Origin of the sequence: Aggregatibacter actinomycetemcomitans, from assembly GCF_023518055.1 — a bacterium.
Taxonomy (GTDB): domain Bacteria; phylum Pseudomonadota; class Gammaproteobacteria; order Enterobacterales; family Pasteurellaceae; genus Aggregatibacter; species Aggregatibacter actinomycetemcomitans.
The window spans coordinates 1,165,827-1,185,774 of the sequence record NZ_CP085096.1; the positions used below are offsets into that span (position 1 = coordinate 1,165,827).

Annotated in this window: 20 protein-coding genes, 1 pseudogene and 1 riboswitch; of the genes and pseudogenes, 13 read left to right on the forward strand and 8 right to left on the reverse strand. The window is 45.4% G+C overall.

Annotated elements, in window-relative coordinates; genetic code table 11:
* The first annotated feature begins 2 nt into the window (after nucleotides 1-2).
* The 4 genes from LIN98_RS05970 (at nucleotide 3) to truA (ending at nucleotide 2,624) form a co-directional block, all read left to right on the forward strand.
* Nucleotides 3-599 carry a class I SAM-dependent methyltransferase gene (locus LIN98_RS05970; protein WP_005551622.1) on the forward strand — a complete coding sequence of 199 codons (597 nt, stop codon included), beginning with the start codon at nucleotides 3-5 and terminating at the stop codon, nucleotides 597-599.
* Between the two features lie 241 nt (nucleotides 600-840).
* Nucleotides 841-1,269, forward strand: coding sequence for a 50S ribosomal protein L13 (gene rplM / locus LIN98_RS05975; protein ID WP_005542161.1), 429 nt, complete (start codon nucleotides 841-843; stop codon nucleotides 1,267-1,269).
* A 16-nt stretch (nucleotides 1,270-1,285) separates the two neighbouring features.
* Nucleotides 1,286-1,678, forward strand: coding sequence for a 30S ribosomal protein S9 (gene rpsI / locus LIN98_RS05980; protein ID WP_005542159.1), 393 nt, complete (start codon nucleotides 1,286-1,288; stop codon nucleotides 1,676-1,678).
* A gap of 160 nt (nucleotides 1,679-1,838) precedes the next feature.
* Nucleotides 1,839-2,624, forward strand: coding sequence for a tRNA pseudouridine(38-40) synthase TruA (truA, locus tag LIN98_RS05985; protein WP_005565224.1), 786 nt, complete (start codon nucleotides 1,839-1,841; stop codon nucleotides 2,622-2,624).
* A gap of 12 nt (nucleotides 2,625-2,636) precedes the next feature.
* On the opposite strand, the gene LIN98_RS05990 is transcribed toward truA, so the two are convergent.
* The 3 genes from LIN98_RS05990 to LIN98_RS06000 all read right to left on the reverse strand — a co-directional run bounded on the left by LIN98_RS05990 (nucleotide 2,637) and on the right by LIN98_RS06000 (nucleotide 4,842).
* Nucleotides 2,637-2,822 (reverse strand): type II toxin-antitoxin system RelE family toxin, encoded by a 186-nt coding sequence (locus tag LIN98_RS05990; protein WP_431831734.1) that lies wholly within the window; start codon nucleotides 2,820-2,822, stop codon nucleotides 2,637-2,639.
* A 93-nt stretch (nucleotides 2,823-2,915) separates the two neighbouring features.
* Nucleotides 2,916-3,170 carry a type II toxin-antitoxin system Phd/YefM family antitoxin gene (locus LIN98_RS05995; protein ID WP_005542149.1) on the reverse strand — a complete coding sequence of 85 codons (255 nt, stop codon included), beginning with the start codon at nucleotides 3,168-3,170 and terminating at the stop codon, nucleotides 2,916-2,918.
* 214 nt (nucleotides 3,171-3,384) lie between these two features.
* Nucleotides 3,385-4,842 (reverse strand): DASS family sodium-coupled anion symporter, encoded by a 1,458-nt coding sequence (locus LIN98_RS06000; RefSeq protein ID WP_005570474.1) that lies wholly within the window; start codon nucleotides 4,840-4,842, stop codon nucleotides 3,385-3,387.
* Nucleotides 4,843-5,071: 229 nt separating this feature from the next.
* Between LIN98_RS06000 and LIN98_RS06005 the strand changes: the two genes are divergently transcribed.
* Entirely contained in the window at nucleotides 5,072-5,851 is a 780-nt protein-coding gene (locus LIN98_RS06005) for an MmcQ/YjbR family DNA-binding protein (protein ID WP_005565228.1), read from the forward strand.
* A 70-nt stretch (nucleotides 5,852-5,921) separates the two neighbouring features.
* Here the strand turns inward: LIN98_RS06005 and torA are convergent, their stop codons facing one another.
* Nucleotides 5,922-8,402, reverse strand: a complete 2,481-nt coding sequence (torA, locus tag LIN98_RS06010; protein WP_005568115.1) for a trimethylamine-N-oxide reductase TorA — start codon at nucleotides 8,400-8,402, stop codon at nucleotides 5,922-5,924.
* A 60-nt stretch (nucleotides 8,403-8,462) separates the two neighbouring features.
* On the reverse strand, nucleotides 8,463-9,563 hold the full coding sequence (locus LIN98_RS06015; RefSeq protein WP_025298411.1) for a NapC/NirT family cytochrome c: 1,101 nt from the start codon (nucleotides 9,561-9,563) through the stop codon (nucleotides 8,463-8,465).
* Nucleotides 9,564-9,868: 305 nt separating this feature from the next.
* Between LIN98_RS06015 and thiI the strand changes: the two genes are divergently transcribed.
* Nucleotides 9,869-11,326: a tRNA uracil 4-sulfurtransferase ThiI gene (gene thiI, locus LIN98_RS06020; RefSeq protein ID WP_005568119.1), complete on the forward strand. Its 1,458-nt coding sequence runs from the start codon at nucleotides 9,869-9,871 to the stop codon at nucleotides 11,324-11,326.
* Between the two features lie 83 nt (nucleotides 11,327-11,409).
* Here thiI and pepE read toward each other — a convergent pair whose 3' ends face one another.
* Nucleotides 11,410-12,114, reverse strand: coding sequence for a dipeptidase PepE (gene pepE / locus LIN98_RS06025; RefSeq protein WP_005542137.1), 705 nt, complete (start codon nucleotides 12,112-12,114; stop codon nucleotides 11,410-11,412).
* A 182-nt stretch (nucleotides 12,115-12,296) separates the two neighbouring features.
* On the opposite strand from pepE, the pseudogene rhuM reads away from it, so the two are divergent.
* Nucleotides 12,297-13,288, forward strand: a pseudogene (rhuM, locus tag LIN98_RS06030) (RhuM family protein).
* A gap of 64 nt (nucleotides 13,289-13,352) precedes the next feature.
* Here rhuM and LIN98_RS06035 read toward each other — a convergent pair.
* Nucleotides 13,353-14,321: a gluconeogenesis factor YvcK family protein gene (locus LIN98_RS06035; protein WP_005568127.1), complete on the reverse strand. Its 969-nt coding sequence runs from the start codon at nucleotides 14,319-14,321 to the stop codon at nucleotides 13,353-13,355.
* A gap of 220 nt (nucleotides 14,322-14,541) precedes the next feature.
* Nucleotides 14,542-14,690: riboswitch (molybdenum cofactor riboswitch) on the forward strand.
* Between LIN98_RS06035 and moaA the strand changes: the two genes are divergently transcribed.
* The 6 genes from moaA to LIN98_RS06065 all read left to right on the forward strand — a co-directional run bounded on the left by moaA (nucleotide 14,679) and on the right by LIN98_RS06065 (nucleotide 18,244).
* Complete coding sequence (gene moaA / locus LIN98_RS06040; protein ID WP_005546100.1) at nucleotides 14,679-15,692, forward strand: GTP 3',8-cyclase MoaA; 1,014 nt, start codon at nucleotides 14,679-14,681, stop codon at nucleotides 15,690-15,692. Its footprint overlaps the riboswitch before it by 12 nt.
* A gap of 51 nt (nucleotides 15,693-15,743) precedes the next feature.
* On the forward strand, nucleotides 15,744-16,226 hold the full coding sequence (gene moaC, locus LIN98_RS06045; protein WP_033000664.1) for a cyclic pyranopterin monophosphate synthase MoaC: 483 nt from the start codon (nucleotides 15,744-15,746) through the stop codon (nucleotides 16,224-16,226).
* Nucleotides 16,226-16,474, forward strand: coding sequence for a molybdopterin synthase sulfur carrier subunit (gene moaD / locus LIN98_RS06050; RefSeq protein ID WP_005546096.1), 249 nt, complete (start codon nucleotides 16,226-16,228; stop codon nucleotides 16,472-16,474). Before moaC ends, moaD begins: the two co-directional genes overlap by 1 nt.
* Nucleotides 16,475-16,930, forward strand: coding sequence for a molybdopterin synthase catalytic subunit MoaE (moaE, locus tag LIN98_RS06055; RefSeq protein WP_005546093.1), 456 nt, complete (start codon nucleotides 16,475-16,477; stop codon nucleotides 16,928-16,930).
* A 199-nt stretch (nucleotides 16,931-17,129) separates the two neighbouring features.
* Nucleotides 17,130-17,771: a stringent starvation protein SspA gene (gene sspA, locus LIN98_RS06060; RefSeq protein ID WP_005546091.1), complete on the forward strand. Its 642-nt coding sequence runs from the start codon at nucleotides 17,130-17,132 to the stop codon at nucleotides 17,769-17,771.
* 11 nt (nucleotides 17,772-17,782) lie between these two features.
* Nucleotides 17,783-18,244: a ClpXP protease specificity-enhancing factor gene (locus LIN98_RS06065; protein WP_005546088.1), complete on the forward strand. Its 462-nt coding sequence runs from the start codon at nucleotides 17,783-17,785 to the stop codon at nucleotides 18,242-18,244.
* A gap of 162 nt (nucleotides 18,245-18,406) precedes the next feature.
* Here LIN98_RS06065 and asnS read toward each other — a convergent pair whose 3' ends face one another.
* Nucleotides 18,407-19,810, reverse strand: coding sequence for an asparagine--tRNA ligase (asnS, locus tag LIN98_RS06070; RefSeq protein WP_005546085.1), 1,404 nt, complete (start codon nucleotides 19,808-19,810; stop codon nucleotides 18,407-18,409).
* Nucleotides 19,811-19,948 lie beyond the last annotated feature (138 nt).

Genomic DNA, 19,948 nt, shown 5'->3' on the forward strand with positions numbered 1-19,948 from the left:
CTATGACAAAATGGGATGAGCGTTATCAAACGGAAGACTATATTTTTGGTACGGAACCCAATGAATTTATCGCCAGAATTCAATCTTATCTGCCCACTTCCGGGCGAGCATTGGATCTGGCTACCGGAGAAGGGCGTAATGGTGTCTTTTTAGCTTTGCATGGATTGGAAACGGAAGGGGTTGATATGTCTAAAGTGGGTTTGCTCAAAGCGCAAGCGTTGGCGCGTAAGCAAAATGTTTCGTTTACTACAAGATTGGCCAATATTGCAGAGATGGATATGCCGACAGCATATTATGCCGTAATTACTTCCGTTTTTTGTCATTTTATGGAACCGCAAAGAACGCAAGTGATGCAACGTATTGTGAATGCATTGCAACCGGGTGGGTTATTTGCCGGCGTGTTTTATCATCCGGACCAAATTCATTATGGCACCGGTGGACCCGGTCAGGTTGAAATGTTGGGTACATTGGCACAGATGCAGCAGGCGTTAGCAGGCTTGGAATGGCTTATTGCAGAGCATAGCGTGCGCGAGATGAATGAAGGAAATCGCCATATCGGCACCAGTTCGGTAATTTGTCTGTTGGGACGTAAGCCTTAAGTATTTTTGGCATTATGGTGAATGAAAAGAGAAAAAGTGCGGCTAAAATTTATCATGTTTTCCGGATAAACCGTTAGCTTTTCATTGAAACTTTTTGTATAATCGCGCGACCCTGTGAATGCTGCGGATTCCCACCGCGTATTATTTTGTCGAGATCGCACTCGAAGGGGTGAAGATTAAGATAACTGGTTGTGCTTTTTTAAGCACTGGGTATTAATATTATTATATTGGTAATTAATTAATGAAAACTTTTGTAGCAAAACCGGAAACGGTTAAACACGACTGGTATGTAGTTGATGCGACAGGTAAAACTTTAGGTCGTTTGGCGACTGAATTGGCACGTCGTCTTCGTGGTAAACATAAAGCTGAATATACGCCGCACGTTGATACAGGTGATTACATCATCGTGATTAACGCGGACAAAGTTGCTGTAACCGGTAACAAAGAAAGCGATAAAATTTACTACTGGCACACAGGCTATGTAGGTGGTATCAAACAAGCGACTTTCAAAGAAATGATCGCGCGCCGTCCTGAAGCAGTGATTGAAATTGCGGTTAAAGGTATGTTGCCAAAAGGTCCATTGGGCCGCGCAATGTTCCGCAAATTAAAAGTGTACGCAGGTGCTGAACACCAACACGCTGCACAACAACCACAAGTATTAGACATTTAATCACGAGGTTTAGGATATGGCAGAGAATCAAAACTACGGCACAGGTCGCCGCAAAAGCTCTTCAGCTCGTGTATTTATCAAACCGGGCAATGGTAAGATCACTATCAACCAACGTGAATTAGACGTTTACTTCGGTCGCGAAACTGCACGCATGGTAGTTCGTCAACCGTTAGAATTGGTTGAATTAACTGATAAATTAGACCTATACATCACTGTTAAAGGTGGTGGTATTTCCGGTCAAGCGGGTGCAATTCGTCATGGTATTACCCGTGCATTGATGGAATACGATGAAACCCTACGCCCTGTACTTCGTGCAGCAGGCTTCGTTACTCGTGACGCACGTCGCGTTGAACGTAAAAAAGTGGGTTTGCACAAAGCACGTCGTCGTCCACAATACTCCAAACGTTAATTTTATACGTTTTTCAAAAAGCAGAGAGCGATCTCTGCTTTTTTTATCCGCAACATTCGGCAAAAAGTGCGGTCGGTTTTCAGAATGTTTTTGAGAACGTTTCTGCGATTCGCCAAGCCTTGCTATAATGCACGCCATTTCAACAAGATTAAGGCAAAACATGAAAATCGCATTAGGTGTGGAATACGACGGAAAACATTACTTTGGCTGGCAACGACAAGAAAAAGTTGCCAGCATACAGGCGGAATTAGAACGGGCGATTTCCGTAATTGCCAATGAGGACATCGGCATTTTCTGCGCCGGTCGCACCGATTCCGGCGTGCACGCCACAGGGCAAGTGATCCATTTTGAAACCACGGCACAACGCCCTGAAAAAGCCTGGAGTTTCGGTGTGAACGCCAATTTGCCCGATGATATCGCCGTGCGTTGGGCGAAAGTCGTGGAGGACGATTTTCATGCCCGCTTTAGCGCTACTGCGCGGCGTTATCGTTACATTTTATATTGTAATAAACTGCGCTCGGCGATTTTGCCGCAAGGCGTAACCCATTGCCATTTAGAACTCGATCATCAATTAATGCACGACGCGGGACAGGCGCTGCTCGGCGAAAATGATTTCAGCTCCTTCCGCGCCGCTCAATGCCAATCCAACACCCCATGGCGCAACGTCCATCATTTAAACGTCACTCGTCAGGGGCAGTACATTATCGTGGATATTCAAGCTAACGCTTTTGTGCATCACATGGTGCGTAATATCGTCGGCAGCCTTATTGAAGTGGGCTGTTGCAATCAACCCGTTGAGTGGATGAAATGGTTGTTGGAGCAAAAAGACCGCGCCCTCGCCGCGCCCACCGCGAAACCGGAAGGGTTGTATCTGGTGAATGTCATTTACCCCGACAACTTTAATCTGCCGAAAATGCCAATGGGACCGTTGTTTCTGGCGGATTGATGATTGAATAGATTAAAGCCTGCTTTTGGCTTTGGTATAAACAAAATTTCGATCGCGTTTTCCTACGGCGATGATTTTGACCACAATGCGTTCATCAATAACCTGATACACCAAATGATACCCTACATTGCGTAATTTGATTTTATAGCAATCTTTCATGCCGTGTAATTTGGCGGATGGCACTCGGATTTTCGGCACGTTCTTTTAATTTTTCAATGAATTGTTTACGCAGATTAATATCGAGTTTGCGGAATTCTTTTTCAGATGATGGGATAAACTCAATGATGTAACTCATTGTAGTAAATCCTCTAAATCAACAGGATAACTTTTTTCATGTTGACGTTCTTCCACAATTTTTGCTAATTCGGCATCATCGACTAATTCCATCAGATATTCATAAATTGCCGGTGGGACGCAATAAAATGCGGGTTCATTACGGTTTAAAATTGCCAGCGGTTTTCCACCGGCTTCACGAAGTACCGCCATGGGATTGGTTTTTAATTCGGTGATGCTGGCGACAACATCGGTTAAAACAAGGCTTGTCATAAAACTCCTTTGAAAGACTGCTTCTTGGCGCTGATAATAGCGCTTTTCTATGGGTTTTCTCAAATGTTAGAGAAAAAGTGCGGTAGGTTTTACGGGTATTTCTGGCGGATTGATTGAAAAACACCGGAAGAAATGACCGCACTTTAATTTGAAAGAATAATGTGCGGTCGTTTTATTGTGCGAATTTTATGCTATGAGTAAAGCTGCGCTTCTTTTACCACCAACCCAATAATTTCATCCATAACCCGCCTGCACCGAACCAGATAATGAGGGAAATGATGGAGGTGACGAAACTCACGCCCCACCATTGACTGGTTGAGTTATAGCCGGATCCGTAAAGTGCCGGACCGGGGCCGCCGGCATATTGGGTTAAGCTCATGGATAATGTGGAGGTGTAACCTAAGCCGAGTGCGGCGATAATCGGCGGTGTGCCGACAGAGATGGCGGCAGCGACGAAAGCCAAATACATAGCAGAAATATGCGCCACGGCGGAAGCGAAGAAATAGCGGGTGTAAAAATACACCAAGACTAAAATCGTAAAGGCAACCGGCCAACTGAACGCGCCAACGGAAGAGGAAATGTGGCTGGAAATCCACGCAATAGCGCCGTATTTATTGAGTGCATTCGCCATCATCACTAAAACCGCAAACCAAAACATAGTGTCCCACGCGGTGGTTTCTGCAACGATGTTTTTCCAACTCATGATATTGGTGAGCAGCAATATCACTAAGCCGATAAAGGCGGAAACGGTTGCGGGAATATGGAAAATCAAATCGCCCACTGTCCATAAGAACAACAATAAGATGAAATCCAGCGCTAAGATCCATTCCGCTTTGTTCATTGGTCCCGTGTTACGCAATTCTTCCCGCGCCATTTCTGCCATTTTCGGCGTATCTTTGAGTTCCGGCGGATAGATTAAATAGACGAAATACGGCAACACAATGAGGCTAATCACACCCGGTACGATGGCGCCCAAAAACCAGGTCATCCAAGTGATTTCAACACCTTGACCTTTCGCCAATTCGGTGATTAACGGGTTACCTGCCATGGCGGTGAGAAACATGGTACACACGATGGTGTCGATTTGTGAGACGGCGATCGCCAAAAATGCGCCGGCACGTCTTGCGGTCGGACCTGGTTTGGAATCATAAGCATCGGCGATAGATTGCATAATCGGGTACATAATACCGCCACCACGCGCCGAGGCGGAGGGAATGCCCGGACCGATAACCACATCGGCTAACGCCATGCCGTAAGCCACGCCCATCATTTTTTTACCAAGGCGCGCGACGAAGTAGAGGGCGATGCGTTTCCCAAGCCCTGTTTTGATCACTGCGCGGGATAAAAACATGGCAATGGCGATTAGCCAAATTGTTCCGTTAGCAAAGCCCGATAACATACCGACTTCGCCTTGTTTTGGCGAAAGCGGTGTGAGACCTGTCAGCCCACTGATAACTAATGCCACTAAGGTCGCTGCACCCATCGGCATGGCTTTGGCGATAATGGCGACAATGGTGGCGACGAATAAGGCAAGCATGCCCCAGGCTTTGGTTGATAGCCCTTCCGGTATCGGTATAAACCAAATCGCCAAACTGACCAAAACCGAAAGCAATAATCCTTGCCATTTGAAGCCGAGTTTTACTTCTACCGGCGTTATTGTTTTACCTTCCATTTTGAAACCTCCCGGGTTGATAGACGGAATGTTAAGTGCGTGCGAATAATCCCTTACGCTTTGTAATCCTTTTGTCCATCATATGTCTATCTTCGCAAGATGTTAAGATGAAAAGCCAAATAAAGTGCGGTCGTTTTCAGCGGTGTTTTTTAAGGGCGATCAAGACCGCCACAATCCAGCCGTTTTGGCGTAGAATAGAACGATAAACAATCTGAAGCGAGGTCCAAATATGGCAAAACAACCTTTAACCCAACAACTCCTGGATTACGTTTTAAAACAATACGGTACGCAGCCGGAATACTTGTGGAAAAGCCATCCTGATTATGCGGTGTTGCGCCATGGAGATAATCGCAAATGGTATGCCATAGTGATGAACGTGGAAAAAAACGCATTGGGGTTAAGCGGTGCGGGGAAGATGCCGATCATGAATGTGAAATGTTCCCCGGAGATGCTCAGTTTATTTTTGCCGCAAGCGGGATTTTTGCCGGCGTATCACATGAATAAAAATCACTGGTTGACGGTGTTGCTGGACGGTTCGGTGGACAAGGAGACAATTCTGTTTTTGTTGAATGCCAGTTTTGATCTCACCGCTAGCCGACAGGCGAAAAAGCAACTGGGTATCGCCCGTTATACGGAATGGATCGTGCCCGCTAATCCGAAATATTACGATGTGGAAAAAGACTTGCGCGAAGGTGGCGAGCTTCATTGGAAACAGAGTAATAACATTGCGGTGGATGACATTGTTTATATGTATGTCACCGAACCCACCGGTGCGATTCGCTATAAATGTTTGGTGCTGGAAGTGAACATTCCTTATCGTAAAAAACGAACGGACAATTTGCAGGTGAAACGGGTGATGAAAATCCGCTGTCTGAAAGAATACGACAAAACCCTCATTCCCCGCGCTAAAATGGCACAATTCGGCGTGACCGCCGTGCGCGGACCTCGGCACATGCCCTATGCGTTAAAGCAGGAAATTGCGTTATTGAGTGGGGAAGGGGAGCGTTAAAAAAACACCCCAAAAACAAACCGCACTTTGATCTCATTAATCAAAGTGCGGTTGTTTTTTTATCGCGTTTTTACGCGGCGTGTTTCGGTTGTTTAAACACAGTGACTTCAGGGGCTTGACCGACAAATTTTTCTACCTGCACGATACAGGTATTCGGTGAGTTACCTTGTGCCAGTTTGGAAGTGCCTTCGTCGCGGGTGAGCACGTTCGGGCAGCCGTTTTTACACAATGGTTTTTCGCTTTCGCCTAAATCCATCGGGTCGTACCACGCGCCTTCATGCAAGGCAATGGTGCCCTTGATGATGTTTTCGGTGACCACGGCGCCGGCAAGCACTTGTCCGCGTTTGCTGTGAATGCGCACGATGTCACCGTCTTTGATACCACGCGGGGCGGCATCTTCCGGGTGGATCATCACCGGTTCACGATCATTCACCGCATATTTTTGACGCAATGAAGTGTGCGCCAATTGGCTGTGCAGTCGGTAATACGGGTGCGGTGTCACTAAGGCAAGCGGATATTCTTCCGTCACATTGCCGGCAAATTCTTCCGGTTCCATCCAACTTGGGTGACCTTTGCAATCGTCGTAATTCATTTTGGCGACCACGTCGGAATAAATTTCAATTTTACCGGACGGCGTGCCGAGCGGATTTAACAACGGATCTTCACGGAATTCGCCGTAGCGTACCCATTTTTTCGCCGCGTCATTGGCTTCAAAACGTAACGGTTTATTTTCCACCCAGAATTTTTCAAAGCGCGGCATGGCAACGCGGTTAGCCCGCGCTGCGGTGAAGGCGGCTTTATAGAATTCTTCCAGCCATTCCATTTCCGTTTTGCCTTCAGTGTATTGTTCTTCCACGCCCGCACGTTTTGCCAGTTCGACGAAAATGTCGTAGTCATTTTTCGCTTCAAATTGTGGCGGCACCACCTGTTTCATTGGGTAAACGCTCATCATGGAATAATCGCCCGCCATGGTGAGGTCGTTACGTTCGTAACTGGTGGTTGCCGGCAACACAATGTCCGCCATGCGTGCAGTCGGCGTCCAGTTCACTTCGTTCACAATGACCACATCGGGTCGTTGGAAGGCTTTCACCAAGGTGTTGGTGTCTTGATGGTGTACAAACGGATTGCCACCCGCCCAATAGACGGCTTTGATGTCCGGATAGGTGATTTCCGTGCCATTATAGTGAATGGTTTTGCCCGGATTGAGCAACACATCGGCAATCCGTGCCAACGGGAATGCAGACTTAGAGGTGTCGTCCAACCAGGTTTTCGCGCCGGCCTTGGCGGATGGGCTGGCGGTGATGGAACCGATAATCCCGCCGGTTGCGCTTGGCACGCCGCCGTTGGAATAATGGTAGCTCAAACCGAATCCGCCACCCGGCAAGCCGATTTGTCCGAGCATGGCAGCGAGGGTGACGAGCATCCAGTGGCTTTGTTCGCCGTGGCGTTGGCGTTGCATGCCCCAACCGCCCATTAACATGGTGCGGTTGCTTGAGAAATCTTTCGCCAATTGTTTTATGGTGTCTGCCGGAATACCGCAGATTTTGCTCGCCCACTCCGCATCTTTCGGTTGCTGGTCGGTTTTGCCCAACAGGTAATCTTCAAATTTGCCATAACCGGCGGTGTATTTTTTCAGGAAGTCTTTATCGTGTTTATTTTCGCTGACTAAGGTATGCGCAATGCCGAGCATTAACGGCACGTCTGTTGCGGTATTGATCGGCAACCATTCTGCGTTCAGCATCTGGCAGGTTTCACTTTTTTGCGGATCGATACAAATAATGCGTTTGCCGGTGGCTTGGAATTTTTTGAAATAGTCAATGCCGTGTTGATCGGTGGACATCCACGCAATACGCATGGTGGTGAGCGGGTTTGCCGACCAAAGTACGATAATATCGCTGTGTTCCAGCACGGATTCCCAACTGGTTTGTTGCTCATACACTTCGATGGTGCCAAGCACGTGCGGCATAATCACTTGCGCCGCGCCGGTGGAGTAGTCGCCTTTATGTCCGACAAAACCGCCAGTGGCGTTCATATAACGTTGTAATAAGGTGCGGGAAGCGTGTAATGCGCCACAGCTAAACCAGCCGTAAGAACCGGCGAAAATGCCTGTCGGGCCGTGTTCATCACGCACGCGTTTTAATTGTTCGTGCACCAAATCCAGCGCTTCATCCCAAGACACGCGCACCCATTCGTCACGTCCGCGCATGGTGGTGTCGCTTTTGCCCGGCTTGTCTAAGAAGCCTTTACGCACCATCGGGTATTTCACGCGGGTTTCGCTGTAAAGCTGATCCGGCACGACCGATTGCAATTCGTTCGGTGCAGCAGGCTCAATTGCCGGGCCGGATTTCACCGCTTTGCCGTCTTGTACCACCACGCCGATAGGCCCCCAGTGGGCCGCGGTGACCACGGTTTGCATGCTTTTTTCGGCAGCCGCCGCCTTCGGTGATACAACGGAACCGACCACACCGCCGGAAAGCGATGCCCCTGCTACACCGAGAGAGGTTTTTTTCAAAAACTCACGGCGGGTATGATTAATGTTGCTGTTTTTCATTTAAGCCTCGTTTTGTCGTCATTAAACTCATGCCAAGATTTGGGATTTAATCGATCCCTATTATTTTGCTTTCATATCTTTGGCGTTGCGTTGTAAATAAATCGTCACGGCGCGTACTTCGTCTTTGGTCATGGACGTGCGATCTTTCATGGAATTCACCACGCCGATCCATTGGTTCGCCGTATAGTGATCGGCACCGATTGCAGCATGGCAACCGCTACAGTTGGTTTGATTCAAATGGTTGCCGTATTGATTAAGTGCGGTCAAATCTGAAGACATTTTTTCTTTCGCCACATTTACGGCAAAAGTCACTTCTTTCCATTCGGAATCGGTCACATCGTCATGTTTGGTTTGCAACACTTGTGCGTTACTGCGAGCGTCTTCATCCACCAACGCCACTGTAATCCGTTTGCCTAAATCCAAATACACCACGGATTCCGCGCCCACTTGTTGCCAGCCGTGTAACGTGCCGTGGATTTGATCTCCCTGCGCCTGCCATTCCGTCACTTCGGCAAAGGGCATTAAGCGAACTTCACCGCCTTTCGCCCCTTGGGCTTTCACCATTTCGGTGGCGTATAAAGTGGTGTTTTCGGTTATCATTCTGCCCTTCGGTGCGCCGGATTTTGCCGTCGTTTGATCGGCGTGAACTTCAGGCAAAAAATGCACGATGCCTTTGTGGCAATCGATACAGGTTTGTCCGTTGGCTTTGGCGTCAATATGGGTTTGTTTGGCTAATTTTGTTTGGGCGGAAAGCTCCATAGCATCGAAGCTGTGACAGCTGCGACAGGTTTCCGAATCGGTGGCTTTCATATCGTTCCACACGCGCTGCGCCATTTCCGCACGGTGTTCTTCGTATTTTTCTTTGCTGTCCAATTTGCCCTGCATTTCGTACCAAATATCTTTCAACGCAATGAATTTGGCTTTGACATAATGCCAGCCTTCTTGCGGTACGTGACAATCCGCACATTCGGCGCGGATGCCTTTGGCGTTGGCAAAATGGCTGGAACCTTCCCATTCCTGCTGCGGATGGCTCATGGAATGGCAGCTGACACAAAATTCCGGCGTGCCGGTTTCGTGCATGACAACCTGCGTTCCCCACAACGCACCGGCACCCAGCCCCATCAGGCAAAGTGCGGTTATAATTTTTTTTGTTTTTGACATGGAATCACTCCGATGTTTGAGCGTTTTAATAACTAAAAGGAATTTATAACTACAACGAGTTAGTGTTGATTCTAGTGTATCTAAATATAAATACTTTGATTTCAGTCAAGTAAAATAAATTAATTCCTTTATTTCCTTATAAATCAGTAAATTAATTTCATTTCTGTGATAACAATTACGATATAATCAATAGTTATATATATTTTTATATTAAGAGGGTTTAAAAGGAGTTTGAGCCAATGGTAATTTTTGTGCTATCTGCTAAAATACGCCCCATTTTTCTATGGGTTAAAAAGTGAATTAACATGAAATTTATCGTCAAATTATTTCCTGAAATTATGATTAAAAGCGAATCCGTGCGGAAACGGTTCGTGAAAATTCTGACCGGCAATATTCGTAACGTATTGGCAAAGCACGATGACACCATCGCCGTGGTGAAACATTGGGATTACATCGAAGTGCGGTCAAAAATCGAAGAGAATTTACCGATGCTCATTGAGCAGTTGCAACGCATCCCGGGGATTCATCATTTTCTACAAGTGGAAGAAAAACCCTTTAGCAGCCTCCATGATATTTTTGAACAAACCCTGTCTGATGTGGCTCCGCAACTGGAAAACAAGAGTTTTTGCGTGCGGGTGAAACGTAAAGGCAAACATGAATTTAATTCGCTGGATGCGGAACGCTATATCGGCGGCGGGCTGAATCAACATATCGCCAGTGCCAAAGTGCAGCTGAAAAATCCTGACGTGACGGTACGCATTGAAATTGAAGACGACAAAATGATGCTGGTACGCGCCCGTTATGAAGGCATCGGCGGCTACCCAATTGGCACGCAGGAAGACGTGCTGTCGTTGATTTCCGGCGGGTTTGATTCAGGTGTGTCCAGCTATATGCTGTTGCGTCGCGGTTCGCGCGTACATTATTGCTTCTTTAATTTAGGCGGCGCGGCGCATGAAATCGGCGTGAAACAAATGGCGTATCACATTTGGCAACGTTACGGCAGCTCGCACAAAGTGCGTTTTGTGGCGATTAATTTTGAAGGCGTGGTGGGCGAGATTCTGGAAAACGTGGATAACGGACAAATGGGCGTGGTGCTTAAACGCATGATGGTACGTGCCGCGTCTAAAATTGCCCAACGTTTCGACATTCAGGCGATCGTCACCGGTGAGGCGTTAGGACAGGTTTCCAGCCAAACCTTAACCAATTTACGTTTAATAGATGAAGCCGCCGAGGGATTGGTTCTACGCCCGTTAATCACGCACGACAAAGAACAAATCATCGCCATGGCGAAACACATTGGCACTGATGATATTGCCAAATCTATGCCGGAATTTTGCGGCGTGATTTCCAAAAATCCGACGGTAAAAGCCATCAAAGCGAAAATCGAGCAGGAAGAAGGCAATTTCAATTTTGCCGTGTTGGAAAGTGCGGTGGAAAATGCGCAATATTTGGATATTCGTCAAATCGCCGAGCAGACGGAGAAAGAGGTGGTTTCCGTCGATACCATTTCCGTGCTGGGCACCAATGACGTGATCATCGACATCCGCAGCCCGGAGGAAATCGACGAAAAACCGCTACATATTGAAAAGCAAACGATGATTTTGTTGCCGTTTTACAAACTGTCCAATCAATTTGCCGAACTGGATCAAAGCAAAAACTATGTGCTGTATTGCGAACGCGGCGTGATGAGCAAATTGCAGGCGCTGTATTTGAAAGAGAGTGGATTTAATAATGTGAAGGTGTTCAAAAAGATACTTTCCTAATGCCTTCCTCGAATCAAAAGTGCGGTGGGTTTTCACGATGAAAAAACGTTGGGAAAACCGACCGCACTTTTTTATTTCAATCATTACATTTCAAACACGGAACCGGCAGGGATTTCATGTCGTTGCATATTTTCACTAAAACGCAAAATGTTATGATCGCCGAGGGTTTTCACCTGGTTGCCGTTAATTAACAACGCCGTGCCTTCCGGAAGGGCGTAAATCTGCGCTGTCGGATTGACCAGTAAAAATTCCTCAAATCGTTCTTCTCGGCTTTCGCCGTTATGTCCCGGGACTTTGCCGGAAATGAAATGCGGATTAATTTGATAAGGGAACAGATTAAGCGCATCAAATGACGGCGGGTACGTAATGGGCATATCGTTTGTAGTCATAATGGATTTGCTCGCTACATTGGCGCCGGCACTCCAACCGAAATAAGGCGTGCCGCTTTTGACTTTTTCACGAATAATGCTCAATAAATCATGCTCATACATTTGCTTTAACAAACAGAACGTATTGCCGCCGCCGATAGCGATCACATCCGCCTGTTCAATAATGGCACGATGTGGCTTGCCGTGGTGTACCGACTGAATTTCCATGTTCAACGGCGCCAGAATTTGTTGTACTTTTTGCTCATATTGATCGTTGTTTTGGCGCACACCCGCGTAAGGTACAAAGGCGATTTTCTTGCCTTGATACGCTGCTAAAAAATCTTGTAGCCACGGAATCGTGTGTTCCAAATACCCCGTATTGCCATATCGTGAACCGCTAAGCAGTAACATTTTTTGCATAATGAATCCTCCGGTGAAATAACCTTACCATTATGCTGACTTGGTTATTTTTATTAAGCAAAAAATGTGAATTTTGTGATCTGCGTAGCGATTTAAGTGCGGTCATCTTTTTCGGTGTTTTGCTTTTCTGATAATCTATTGCTGATTATATTGAGTCGGTTTATGGCATAAGGATTAATTCAATGAATAACCAAATACAAATTTACACTAGTCAGGACGGGAAGGTTTCGTTAACCGTGTCTTTTGAGAAGGAGACGGTTTGGCTTAGCCAGTCTGAAATGGCGAAATTATTTAGTACAAGTATAGATAATATTAGCCTGCACCTTAAAAATATATATTTGGAGCATGAGCTTGATGAAATTTTAACTACCGAGGATTTCTCGGTAGTTCGACAAGAAGGTAAACGTAAGGTTAAGCGTACAATTAAATATTACAATCTCGATGCTATCATTTCCGTCGGATATCGAATTAGTTCTAAGCGGGCAACGCAATTCCGTCAATGGGCTACACAAACCTTGAAGCAATATTTGTACAGGGTTACGCATTAAATGATCGACGCTTACAAGAACGAGGGATTGAATTTGAACAAGTGATAGGTTTGCTTGGGCAGACCTTGAGTAATCAATCTTTGTTATCTGACGAAGGCAAAGCCGTATTGTCTGTTGTGCAGGATTATGCTAGGAGTTGGAGTTTGTTACAGGCTTACGATGAGCAAAGTCTAACGGCTAATCAGCATAAGCAAAATAATATGGTTCTGTTGGTGTTAGATGACGTATTACAGGCAATTTCTCAATTAAAACAGGCGTTAGTGGAAAAAGGGGAAGCGACGGCGTTGTTTGGACAACAACGAAATTCCGGTTTAGCCTCTGCCATTACCACGATTGAACAAGGATTCGGTGACACGCTTTTTTATCCGAATGTTGCCAGCCGAGCGGCGAATTTATTGTATTTTATTATCAAAAATCATCCGTTGACCGATGGCAATAAACGCACGGGATCTTTCCTGTTTTTATGGTATTTGCGGTTGAATCAACACTTATTGGCAAGGCCGGTAGAACAATTGATTAATGACAATACTTTAGTGGCATTAGCATTGCTTGTGGCGGAAAGTTTGCCTGAACAGAAAGAACTCATGATTAAGTTGATTGAGCATTTTATTTTGCTAAAAAACTAGCATTCAAACTTTAGAATAAATAAAAGTGCGGTGAAAATTCTTTGTGTTTTTTCACCGCACTTTTTTAGATATTAATGGCTTCCAAATGTTCTTCGTCGTCGTGCGATTCCAGCAGTTCGCCCAATAGCTCGTCAATGGCGGAGCAGAGGAGGGCGCGGTCGTGGCGGTAGGTGATGTCGTCGGCGTTGAGGCGACCGGCGAGGATTTTGATGTCGTGCAGATTTTCCGGTGCGTTGTCAAAAGGAACAATGGCGGCATCAATGATCGGTTTGCCGATGGTGTCGTTAATCCAACGGATGCGATCAGCAAGGGAAAGCCTTGCTGCGGGGCTGCGTTCGATACCGAGATTATCAATAAAAATTTTCTTGGCTTGGCTTTGTTGCAGTTGTTCAATGACTTCAGACAAGAGAATCGGCGGTAGAATGCTGGTTAAAAAACTGCCGGGACCGAATAAAATCACTTCAGCTTCTTTTAATGCGCTAATGGCTTCCGGCGTGGCTTGCACATAGGGAACAAGAAAAATGGATTTTGGTAGTTCGGTTAAGCTGTCCACGCTCACTTCGCCTACCACGCTGGCGCCGCTGCCTGAAATAGCGGCGAGATGCACGGGCTGCTCCGACATTGGGATGATGAAGGATTTGACATCAAGCAAATCACGAATCAGATTAACCGCTTCCATCGGGCGAATATGTAAATCTTCCAATGCTTTTAGCATCAGATTGCCGAGATTGTGTCCCGCCAGTTCGCCGTTGCCGCTGAAGCGATATTCAAATAAGGCGGAGGCAGTGCTCGGCTGCGTAATGATTTGATTTAAACAATTGCGTAAATCGCCCCAGGCTATGCCGCCTTGAGCGCTACGAATGCGTCCGGTGGAACCGCCGTTATCGGTGGTGGTGACAATGGCGGTGAGGCGTTCGTTCATAAAACTTAAGGCTGACATGACCCGACCTAATCCGTGTCCTCCGCCAATCGCCACGATTTTTTTTATTTTGCTCAGATTTTCGTGTTGTTGATAGCCGTTAAAGTCCGCCATTTTATTTTCCTTTATTTTGTTTTCGGCAATAGTAACGATGATTTTAAATCGTAAGTTTATAATTATTATGAGGTAGATAAATACCTTTTATTGTTATTTTTTATCGTTATGTAATTTATTATATAATTGATTTTAAAGAATTTTGTTATTTTATAATCTAGATCAAATTAATTGATTGCAATTGCCGAATTTAATCTTTTACAATACGAAAAACTTAATTTAACGCATATAACTCCGAGCTTACTTAACCTACGTTTTGGTCTCAAAATAGGGTGGTAATGCCAATAATACGCAGTTCGTATTATTCAGGGATACGTTGGAAACGATTTATCCTCTCCGTTTTTAGAAAGGTGTCAAATGCAAACCATTCCAATCAAAAATGTTGGGGCGACTCAACTAGTTGATTCGTTCCAACGTGCGTATTACTATTTGCGACTGTCAATTACCGATGTGTGTAATTTCCGTTGCAATTATTGTCTGCCTGACGGTTATCAACCGGAACCCAATAAGCCGAGCTTTTTGACCTTAGATGAAATTCGTCGTTTGGTGAATAGTTTCAGCATTATGGGAACGGAAAAAGTACGCCTCACCGGCGGCGAACCTACGCTCCGCAAGGATTTTCTCGCTATTGCTGAAACGATCAGCCAAATTGAAGGTATTAAACAAATTGCCTTAACCACCAATGGATTTCGTTTATTAAAAGACGTTGAGCACTGGAAAAATGCCGGCATTACATCCATTAACGTAAGTGTTGACAGCTTGGATGTCAGAATGTTCCAACGGATTACCGGCGTAGATAAATTTGATGACATTATGCGTGGCATTGATCGCGCTTTTGAATGCGGCTATCAAAAAATCAAAGTAAATTCCGTGCTGATGAAAGACTTAAATGACAAGGATTTTTCTGGTTTTCTGGCGTGGATTAAAGATAAGCCCATTCAGATGCGTTTTATCGAATTAATGCAAACCGGCGAGATGAATGCTTTCTTCCAAAGACATCATTTATCCGGGCAGGTACTGGAACAAAAATTACTGCGTTCAGGTTGGCAGCTGCAGATGAAAAATCGCTCTGATGGTCCAGCAAAAGTGTTTCGCCATCCGGATTACGTAGGCGAAATTGGCTTAATCATGCCTTATGAGAAAAATTTCTGCGCCAGCTGTAACCGTTTACGGGTTTCCGCCAAAGGGAAATTGCACCTTTGTTTATTCGGCGAGGAAGGCATTGAATTACGCGATTTGTTACAATACGATAAGCAGCAACTCATTTTGCAATCAAGAATTTTTTCTGCGTTACAAGGTAAGCGTGAACATCATTATCTGCACATCGGCGATAGTGGCGTACGTAGTCATTTGGCAAGTATCGGCGGTTAATGCACGCCGATTTTGAAAAACAGCAAGAAAATCAACCGCACTTTAATTATCATGGCCACATTTACTCACATTAATTCCCATGGGGAAGCCAATATGGTGGACGTTTCCGCCAAAGCCGAAACCGTCCGTGAAGCCCGCGCTGAGGCTTATGTTTGTATGGCGCCCGAAACCTTACAAATGATCCTGTCCGGTCAGCATCACAAAGGCGATGTGTTCGCCACCGCCCGCATTGCCGGCATTCAGGCGGCAAAACGCACGTGGGAATTGATTCCCTTGTGCCATCCGTTATTGCTTTCGAAAGTTGAAGTGAGCTTAACGGCACTTCCTGAAACCAATCAGGTGCGTATTGAAAGCCTGTGTAAATTAACCGGTAAAACAGGCGTGGAAATGGAAGCCTTAACTGCGGCGAGTGTTGCCGCCTTGACGATTTATGATATGTGCAAAGCGGTGCAAAAAGATATGGTGATTGAATCCGTACGCTTGCTGGAAAAGTGCGGTGGAAAATCCGGGCATTTTATCGCGGAGGAAAAATAATGTTACGCGTTTTATTTTTTGCGCAAACCCGAGAATTAATCGGCTTGGATTTTATTGAAGTGGAAAGCGATTTCACAACGGCAGAAGATGTGCGCCAATACTTAGTAGCTGAGAAAGGCGATAAATGGGCGCTGGCATTGCAATCGGATAAATTATTGGTTGCTATAAATCAAACTCTGATGCCGCTGGAAAGTGCGGTCAAAAATGGCGATGAAATTGCGTTTTTCCCGCCGGTCACCGGGGGCTAAATGGACGATATTCAAATTTCCGTACAGGAGCAGCCTTTTGATCAAAATGCGGTTTACCATTGGTTAAGCGGGCAACATTCCGTGGGCGCTGTGGTGATTTTTGTAGGTAAAGTGCGTGATATGAATTTGGGCGAGGAAGTCAGCAGTTTATATTTGGAGCATTACCCCGCCATGACCCATAAAGCCTTGCTGGATATTGCGCAACAGGCGAAAGTGCGGTGGAATTTACAGAAGATTTCCATTATCCATAGGGTCGGATTATTGCATACGGGCGATGAAATCGTGCTGGTGGGAACGGCTTCGGCACACCGTGGCGATGCTTATCACGCCAATGAATTCATTATGGATTATTTAAAAACCAAAGCGCCTTTTTGGAAAAAGGAACAAATAGAAAAAGGCGAGCGTTGGATTGAAGAGCGAGATAGTGATTATGTCGCTGCCGATAAATGGAAATAAGGCTGAACCTATTTTATCCCTAACGGAAAAATCCTTGATTTCTTCATGAAACAGGGATTTTTTTCGGGCTGAGCGTAAAATCTCGTGGTTTTCTTGGAAAAGAACGGTCGCTTTATGCTAGAATAAGCGACCGTTTTTCTTGGTATCGGGTGATACCAATTGAATATTTTAAAATTATTTTGAGTCGTCGGAGGAATAGATGACAAGCTCTGCAAATAAACGTTCTGTAATGACGCTATTTTCAAACAAAACCGATGTTTATTGCCACCAAGTGCGCATCGTGTTAGCAGAGAAAGGCGTAGCTTATGAAACGGAAATTGTAGATCAGCAAGCATTATCAGAAGATTTAATGGAACTTAATCCGTATGGTACCTTGCCGACTTTAGTTGATCGTGATCTCGTCTTATTTAATTCCCGTATTATTATGGAATACCTGGATGAACGTTTTCCACATCCGCCGTTAATGCCGGTTTATCCTGTTGCGCGCGGCAAAAGTCGTTTATTAATGTTACGCATTGAACAGGATTGGTATCCAACCTTAGAAAAAGCACAATGCGACTTATCCGACACAGAGCGCGCCGCTGCATTGAAGCAATTGAAAGAAGAAATTCTGGCTGTTGCGCCGATTTTTAATCAGAACACCTATTTTATGAGTGACGAATTTAGCTTAATCGACTGCTATATGGCACCGTTGTTATGGCGTATGCAGGAATTAGGCGTAGAATTCAGCGGTGCCGGCAGCAAAGCGATTAAAGCCTATATGACCCGCGTGTTTGAACGGGATTCTTTCCTGCAATCCGTGGGCGAATTAGCGCCGAAAAATCTGATGGATGAAAAATAATAGGTCATCTCATGGAATATAAATCCTCACCGAAACGCCCCTATTTATTAAGGGCTTATTACGATTGGTTAATTGATAACGACTTCACGCCGTATTTAGTGGTAGATGCCACGTATTGGGGCGTAAAAGTGCCGGTGGAGTATGTCAAAGACGGACAAATCGTTTTGAATTTGTCTGCCAATGCCACCGGTAATTTACAATTGACTAATGATTTTATTCAATTTAACGCGCGTTTTCGTGGTGTGTCTCAGGATATTTATATTCCGCTTGGCGCTGCATTAGCGATTTATGCCCGTGAAAATGGTGACGGTGTGATGTTTGAACCTGAAGCCGCTTATGAACACCCTGAGCAGGCAGAAGAACAACCGACAGGTTTTGAAAATGCCGTAGATAAAGCGGATCAAAAGGATAAATCGGATAAACCAAAATCAGGCGAGAAAAAATCCACCTCCCATTTACGCATTGTAAAATAGTTGTTCGATCATCAAATAAAAAACACTGAAAAAAGATACCGCACTTTGGTATCTTTTTTGTTATCGGGGAAACAAAAGTGTGGTCGTTTTTTCCGGCAGTTTTGAAAGTATAAAAAAATCGCCTTGCTATATAAACAAGGCGATTTTTACGTTTATGATGAATTAGAAATTTGCGTTACGCGGAGCACGTGGGAACGGGATCACATCACGAATATTTTGCAACCCTGTCACATAAACAATTAAACGTTCAAAGCCCAAGCCAAAGCCGGAATGCGGAACCGTGCCGTAACGACGCAAATCACGATACCACCAATAATCTTCCGGATTTAGCCCCATTTCCGCCATGCGTTTGTCTAATACGTCTAAACGTTCTTCACGTTGCGAGCCGCCGATAATTTCACCAATGCCCGGCGCTAAAACATCCATTGCCGCAACGGTTTGTCCATCGTCATTTAAGCGCATATAGAAGGCTTTAATTTCTTTCGGATAGTTTTTCACCACAACAGGGGATTTGAAATAATCTTCTGCCAAATAGCGCTCATGTTCGGAGGAAAGGTCAATGCCCCAAGAAACCGGGAATTCAAAGGTTTTACCGGATTTCAGTAAAATCTCAATGGCGTCGGTGTAATCCACTTGTGCGAAATCGGAGTTAATGAAACGTTCCAAACGATTAATCACATCGCCGTCAACGTGTTTGGCAAAGAATTCCAAATCATCGCGACGTTCTGCCAATACGGCACGGAAGACGTATTTCAACATATCTTCGGCAAGTTTGGCATTATCGGCAAGCGTGGCGAATGCCACTTCCGGTTCAATCATCCAGAATTCCGCTAAGTGACGGGTTGTGTTGGAGTTTTCAGCGCGGAAGGTTGGCCCGAAGGTGTAAATTTTACTTAATGCGCAAGCATAGGTTTCACCGTTTAACTGACCGGACACTGTGAGGAAAGATTCTTTACCGAAGAAATCCTGGCTAAAATCCACCGCACCTTTGTCGGTACGTGGCAAATTTTCTAAATCTAAGGTGGAAACGCGGAACATTTCACCCGCACCTTCGGTATCGGAAGCGGTGATTAGTGGGGTGGCAACCCAGTAGAAACCTTGTTCATGAAAGAAACGATGAATGGCTTGTGCCAAGCAATGACGAACACGGGCAACTGCACCGATAATATTGGTGCGCGGGCGTAGGTGCGCCACTTCGCGTAAATATTCGATAGAGTGACGTTTTGCCGCCATCGGGTAAGTTTCCGGATCTTCTACCCAACCGGTGACTTCCACTTTTTCCGCTTGTAATTCTACTGCCTGACCTTCTGCCGGCGATTCGACTACGGTGCCGGTGACAACCACGGAACAACCCGCCGTTAAGCGTAAAACTTCAGATTCATAATTGGCAATGTCATTATTTACAATAGCTTGAATGGGTGCGAAGCAAGAACCGTCATAAACGGCAAGAAAGGATAGGCCTGCTTTGGAGTCGCGACGGGTGCGCACCCAGCCGCGCACAGTCACTTTTTCGCCAATTGCAATTTTGCCTTGCAGCACATTTACAATTGATGCAATTTTTGTCATATATACCTCAAAATTAATACATTTTTGAAAACCGGGTTAGTTTACCTCAAGTTGGAAAAATTACCAAAATCTATCGGAATTTTTTATTTTTGTGACAGGGAACACAGATTTGACTTAAATTTCTTGAATAAAAGCAAT

Excerpts from the sequence above, each read along its gene's own strand:
- LIN98_RS05970 (WP_005551622.1), top strand. The coding sequence starts at position 3 with ATGACAAAATGGGATGAGCGTTATCAAACGGAAGACTATATTTTTGGT.
- rplM (WP_005542161.1), top strand. The coding sequence starts at position 841 with ATGAAAACTTTTGTAGCAAAACCGGAAACGGTTAAACACGACTGGTAT.
- rpsI (WP_005542159.1), top strand. The coding sequence starts at position 1,286 with ATGGCAGAGAATCAAAACTACGGCACAGGTCGCCGCAAAAGCTCTTCA.
- truA (WP_005565224.1), top strand. The coding sequence starts at position 1,839 with ATGAAAATCGCATTAGGTGTGGAATACGACGGAAAACATTACTTTGGC.
- LIN98_RS05995 (WP_005542149.1), bottom strand. The coding sequence starts at position 3,170 with ATGACAAGCCTTGTTTTAACCGATGTTGTCGCCAGCATCACCGAATTA.
- LIN98_RS06000 (WP_005570474.1), bottom strand. The coding sequence starts at position 4,842 with ATGGAAGGTAAAACAATAACGCCGGTAGAAGTAAAACTCGGCTTCAAA.
- LIN98_RS06005 (WP_005565228.1), top strand. The coding sequence starts at position 5,072 with ATGGCAAAACAACCTTTAACCCAACAACTCCTGGATTACGTTTTAAAA.
- torA (WP_005568115.1), bottom strand. The coding sequence starts at position 8,402 with ATGAAAAACAGCAACATTAATCATACCCGCCGTGAGTTTTTGAAAAAA.
- LIN98_RS06015 (WP_025298411.1), bottom strand. The coding sequence starts at position 9,563 with ATGTCAAAAACAAAAAAAATTATAACCGCACTTTGCCTGATGGGGCTG.
- thiI (WP_005568119.1), top strand. The coding sequence starts at position 9,869 with ATGAAATTTATCGTCAAATTATTTCCTGAAATTATGATTAAAAGCGAA.
- pepE (WP_005542137.1), bottom strand. The coding sequence starts at position 12,114 with ATGCAAAAAATGTTACTGCTTAGCGGTTCACGATATGGCAATACGGGG.
- LIN98_RS06035 (WP_005568127.1), bottom strand. The coding sequence starts at position 14,321 with ATGGCGGACTTTAACGGCTATCAACAACACGAAAATCTGAGCAAAATA.
- moaA (WP_005546100.1), top strand. The coding sequence starts at position 14,679 with ATGCAAACCATTCCAATCAAAAATGTTGGGGCGACTCAACTAGTTGAT.
- moaC (WP_033000664.1), top strand. The coding sequence starts at position 15,744 with ATGGCCACATTTACTCACATTAATTCCCATGGGGAAGCCAATATGGTG.
- moaD (WP_005546096.1), top strand. The coding sequence starts at position 16,226 with ATGTTACGCGTTTTATTTTTTGCGCAAACCCGAGAATTAATCGGCTTG.
- moaE (WP_005546093.1), top strand. The coding sequence starts at position 16,475 with ATGGACGATATTCAAATTTCCGTACAGGAGCAGCCTTTTGATCAAAAT.
- sspA (WP_005546091.1), top strand. The coding sequence starts at position 17,130 with ATGACAAGCTCTGCAAATAAACGTTCTGTAATGACGCTATTTTCAAAC.
- LIN98_RS06065 (WP_005546088.1), top strand. The coding sequence starts at position 17,783 with ATGGAATATAAATCCTCACCGAAACGCCCCTATTTATTAAGGGCTTAT.
- asnS (WP_005546085.1), bottom strand. The coding sequence starts at position 19,810 with ATGACAAAAATTGCATCAATTGTAAATGTGCTGCAAGGCAAAATTGCA.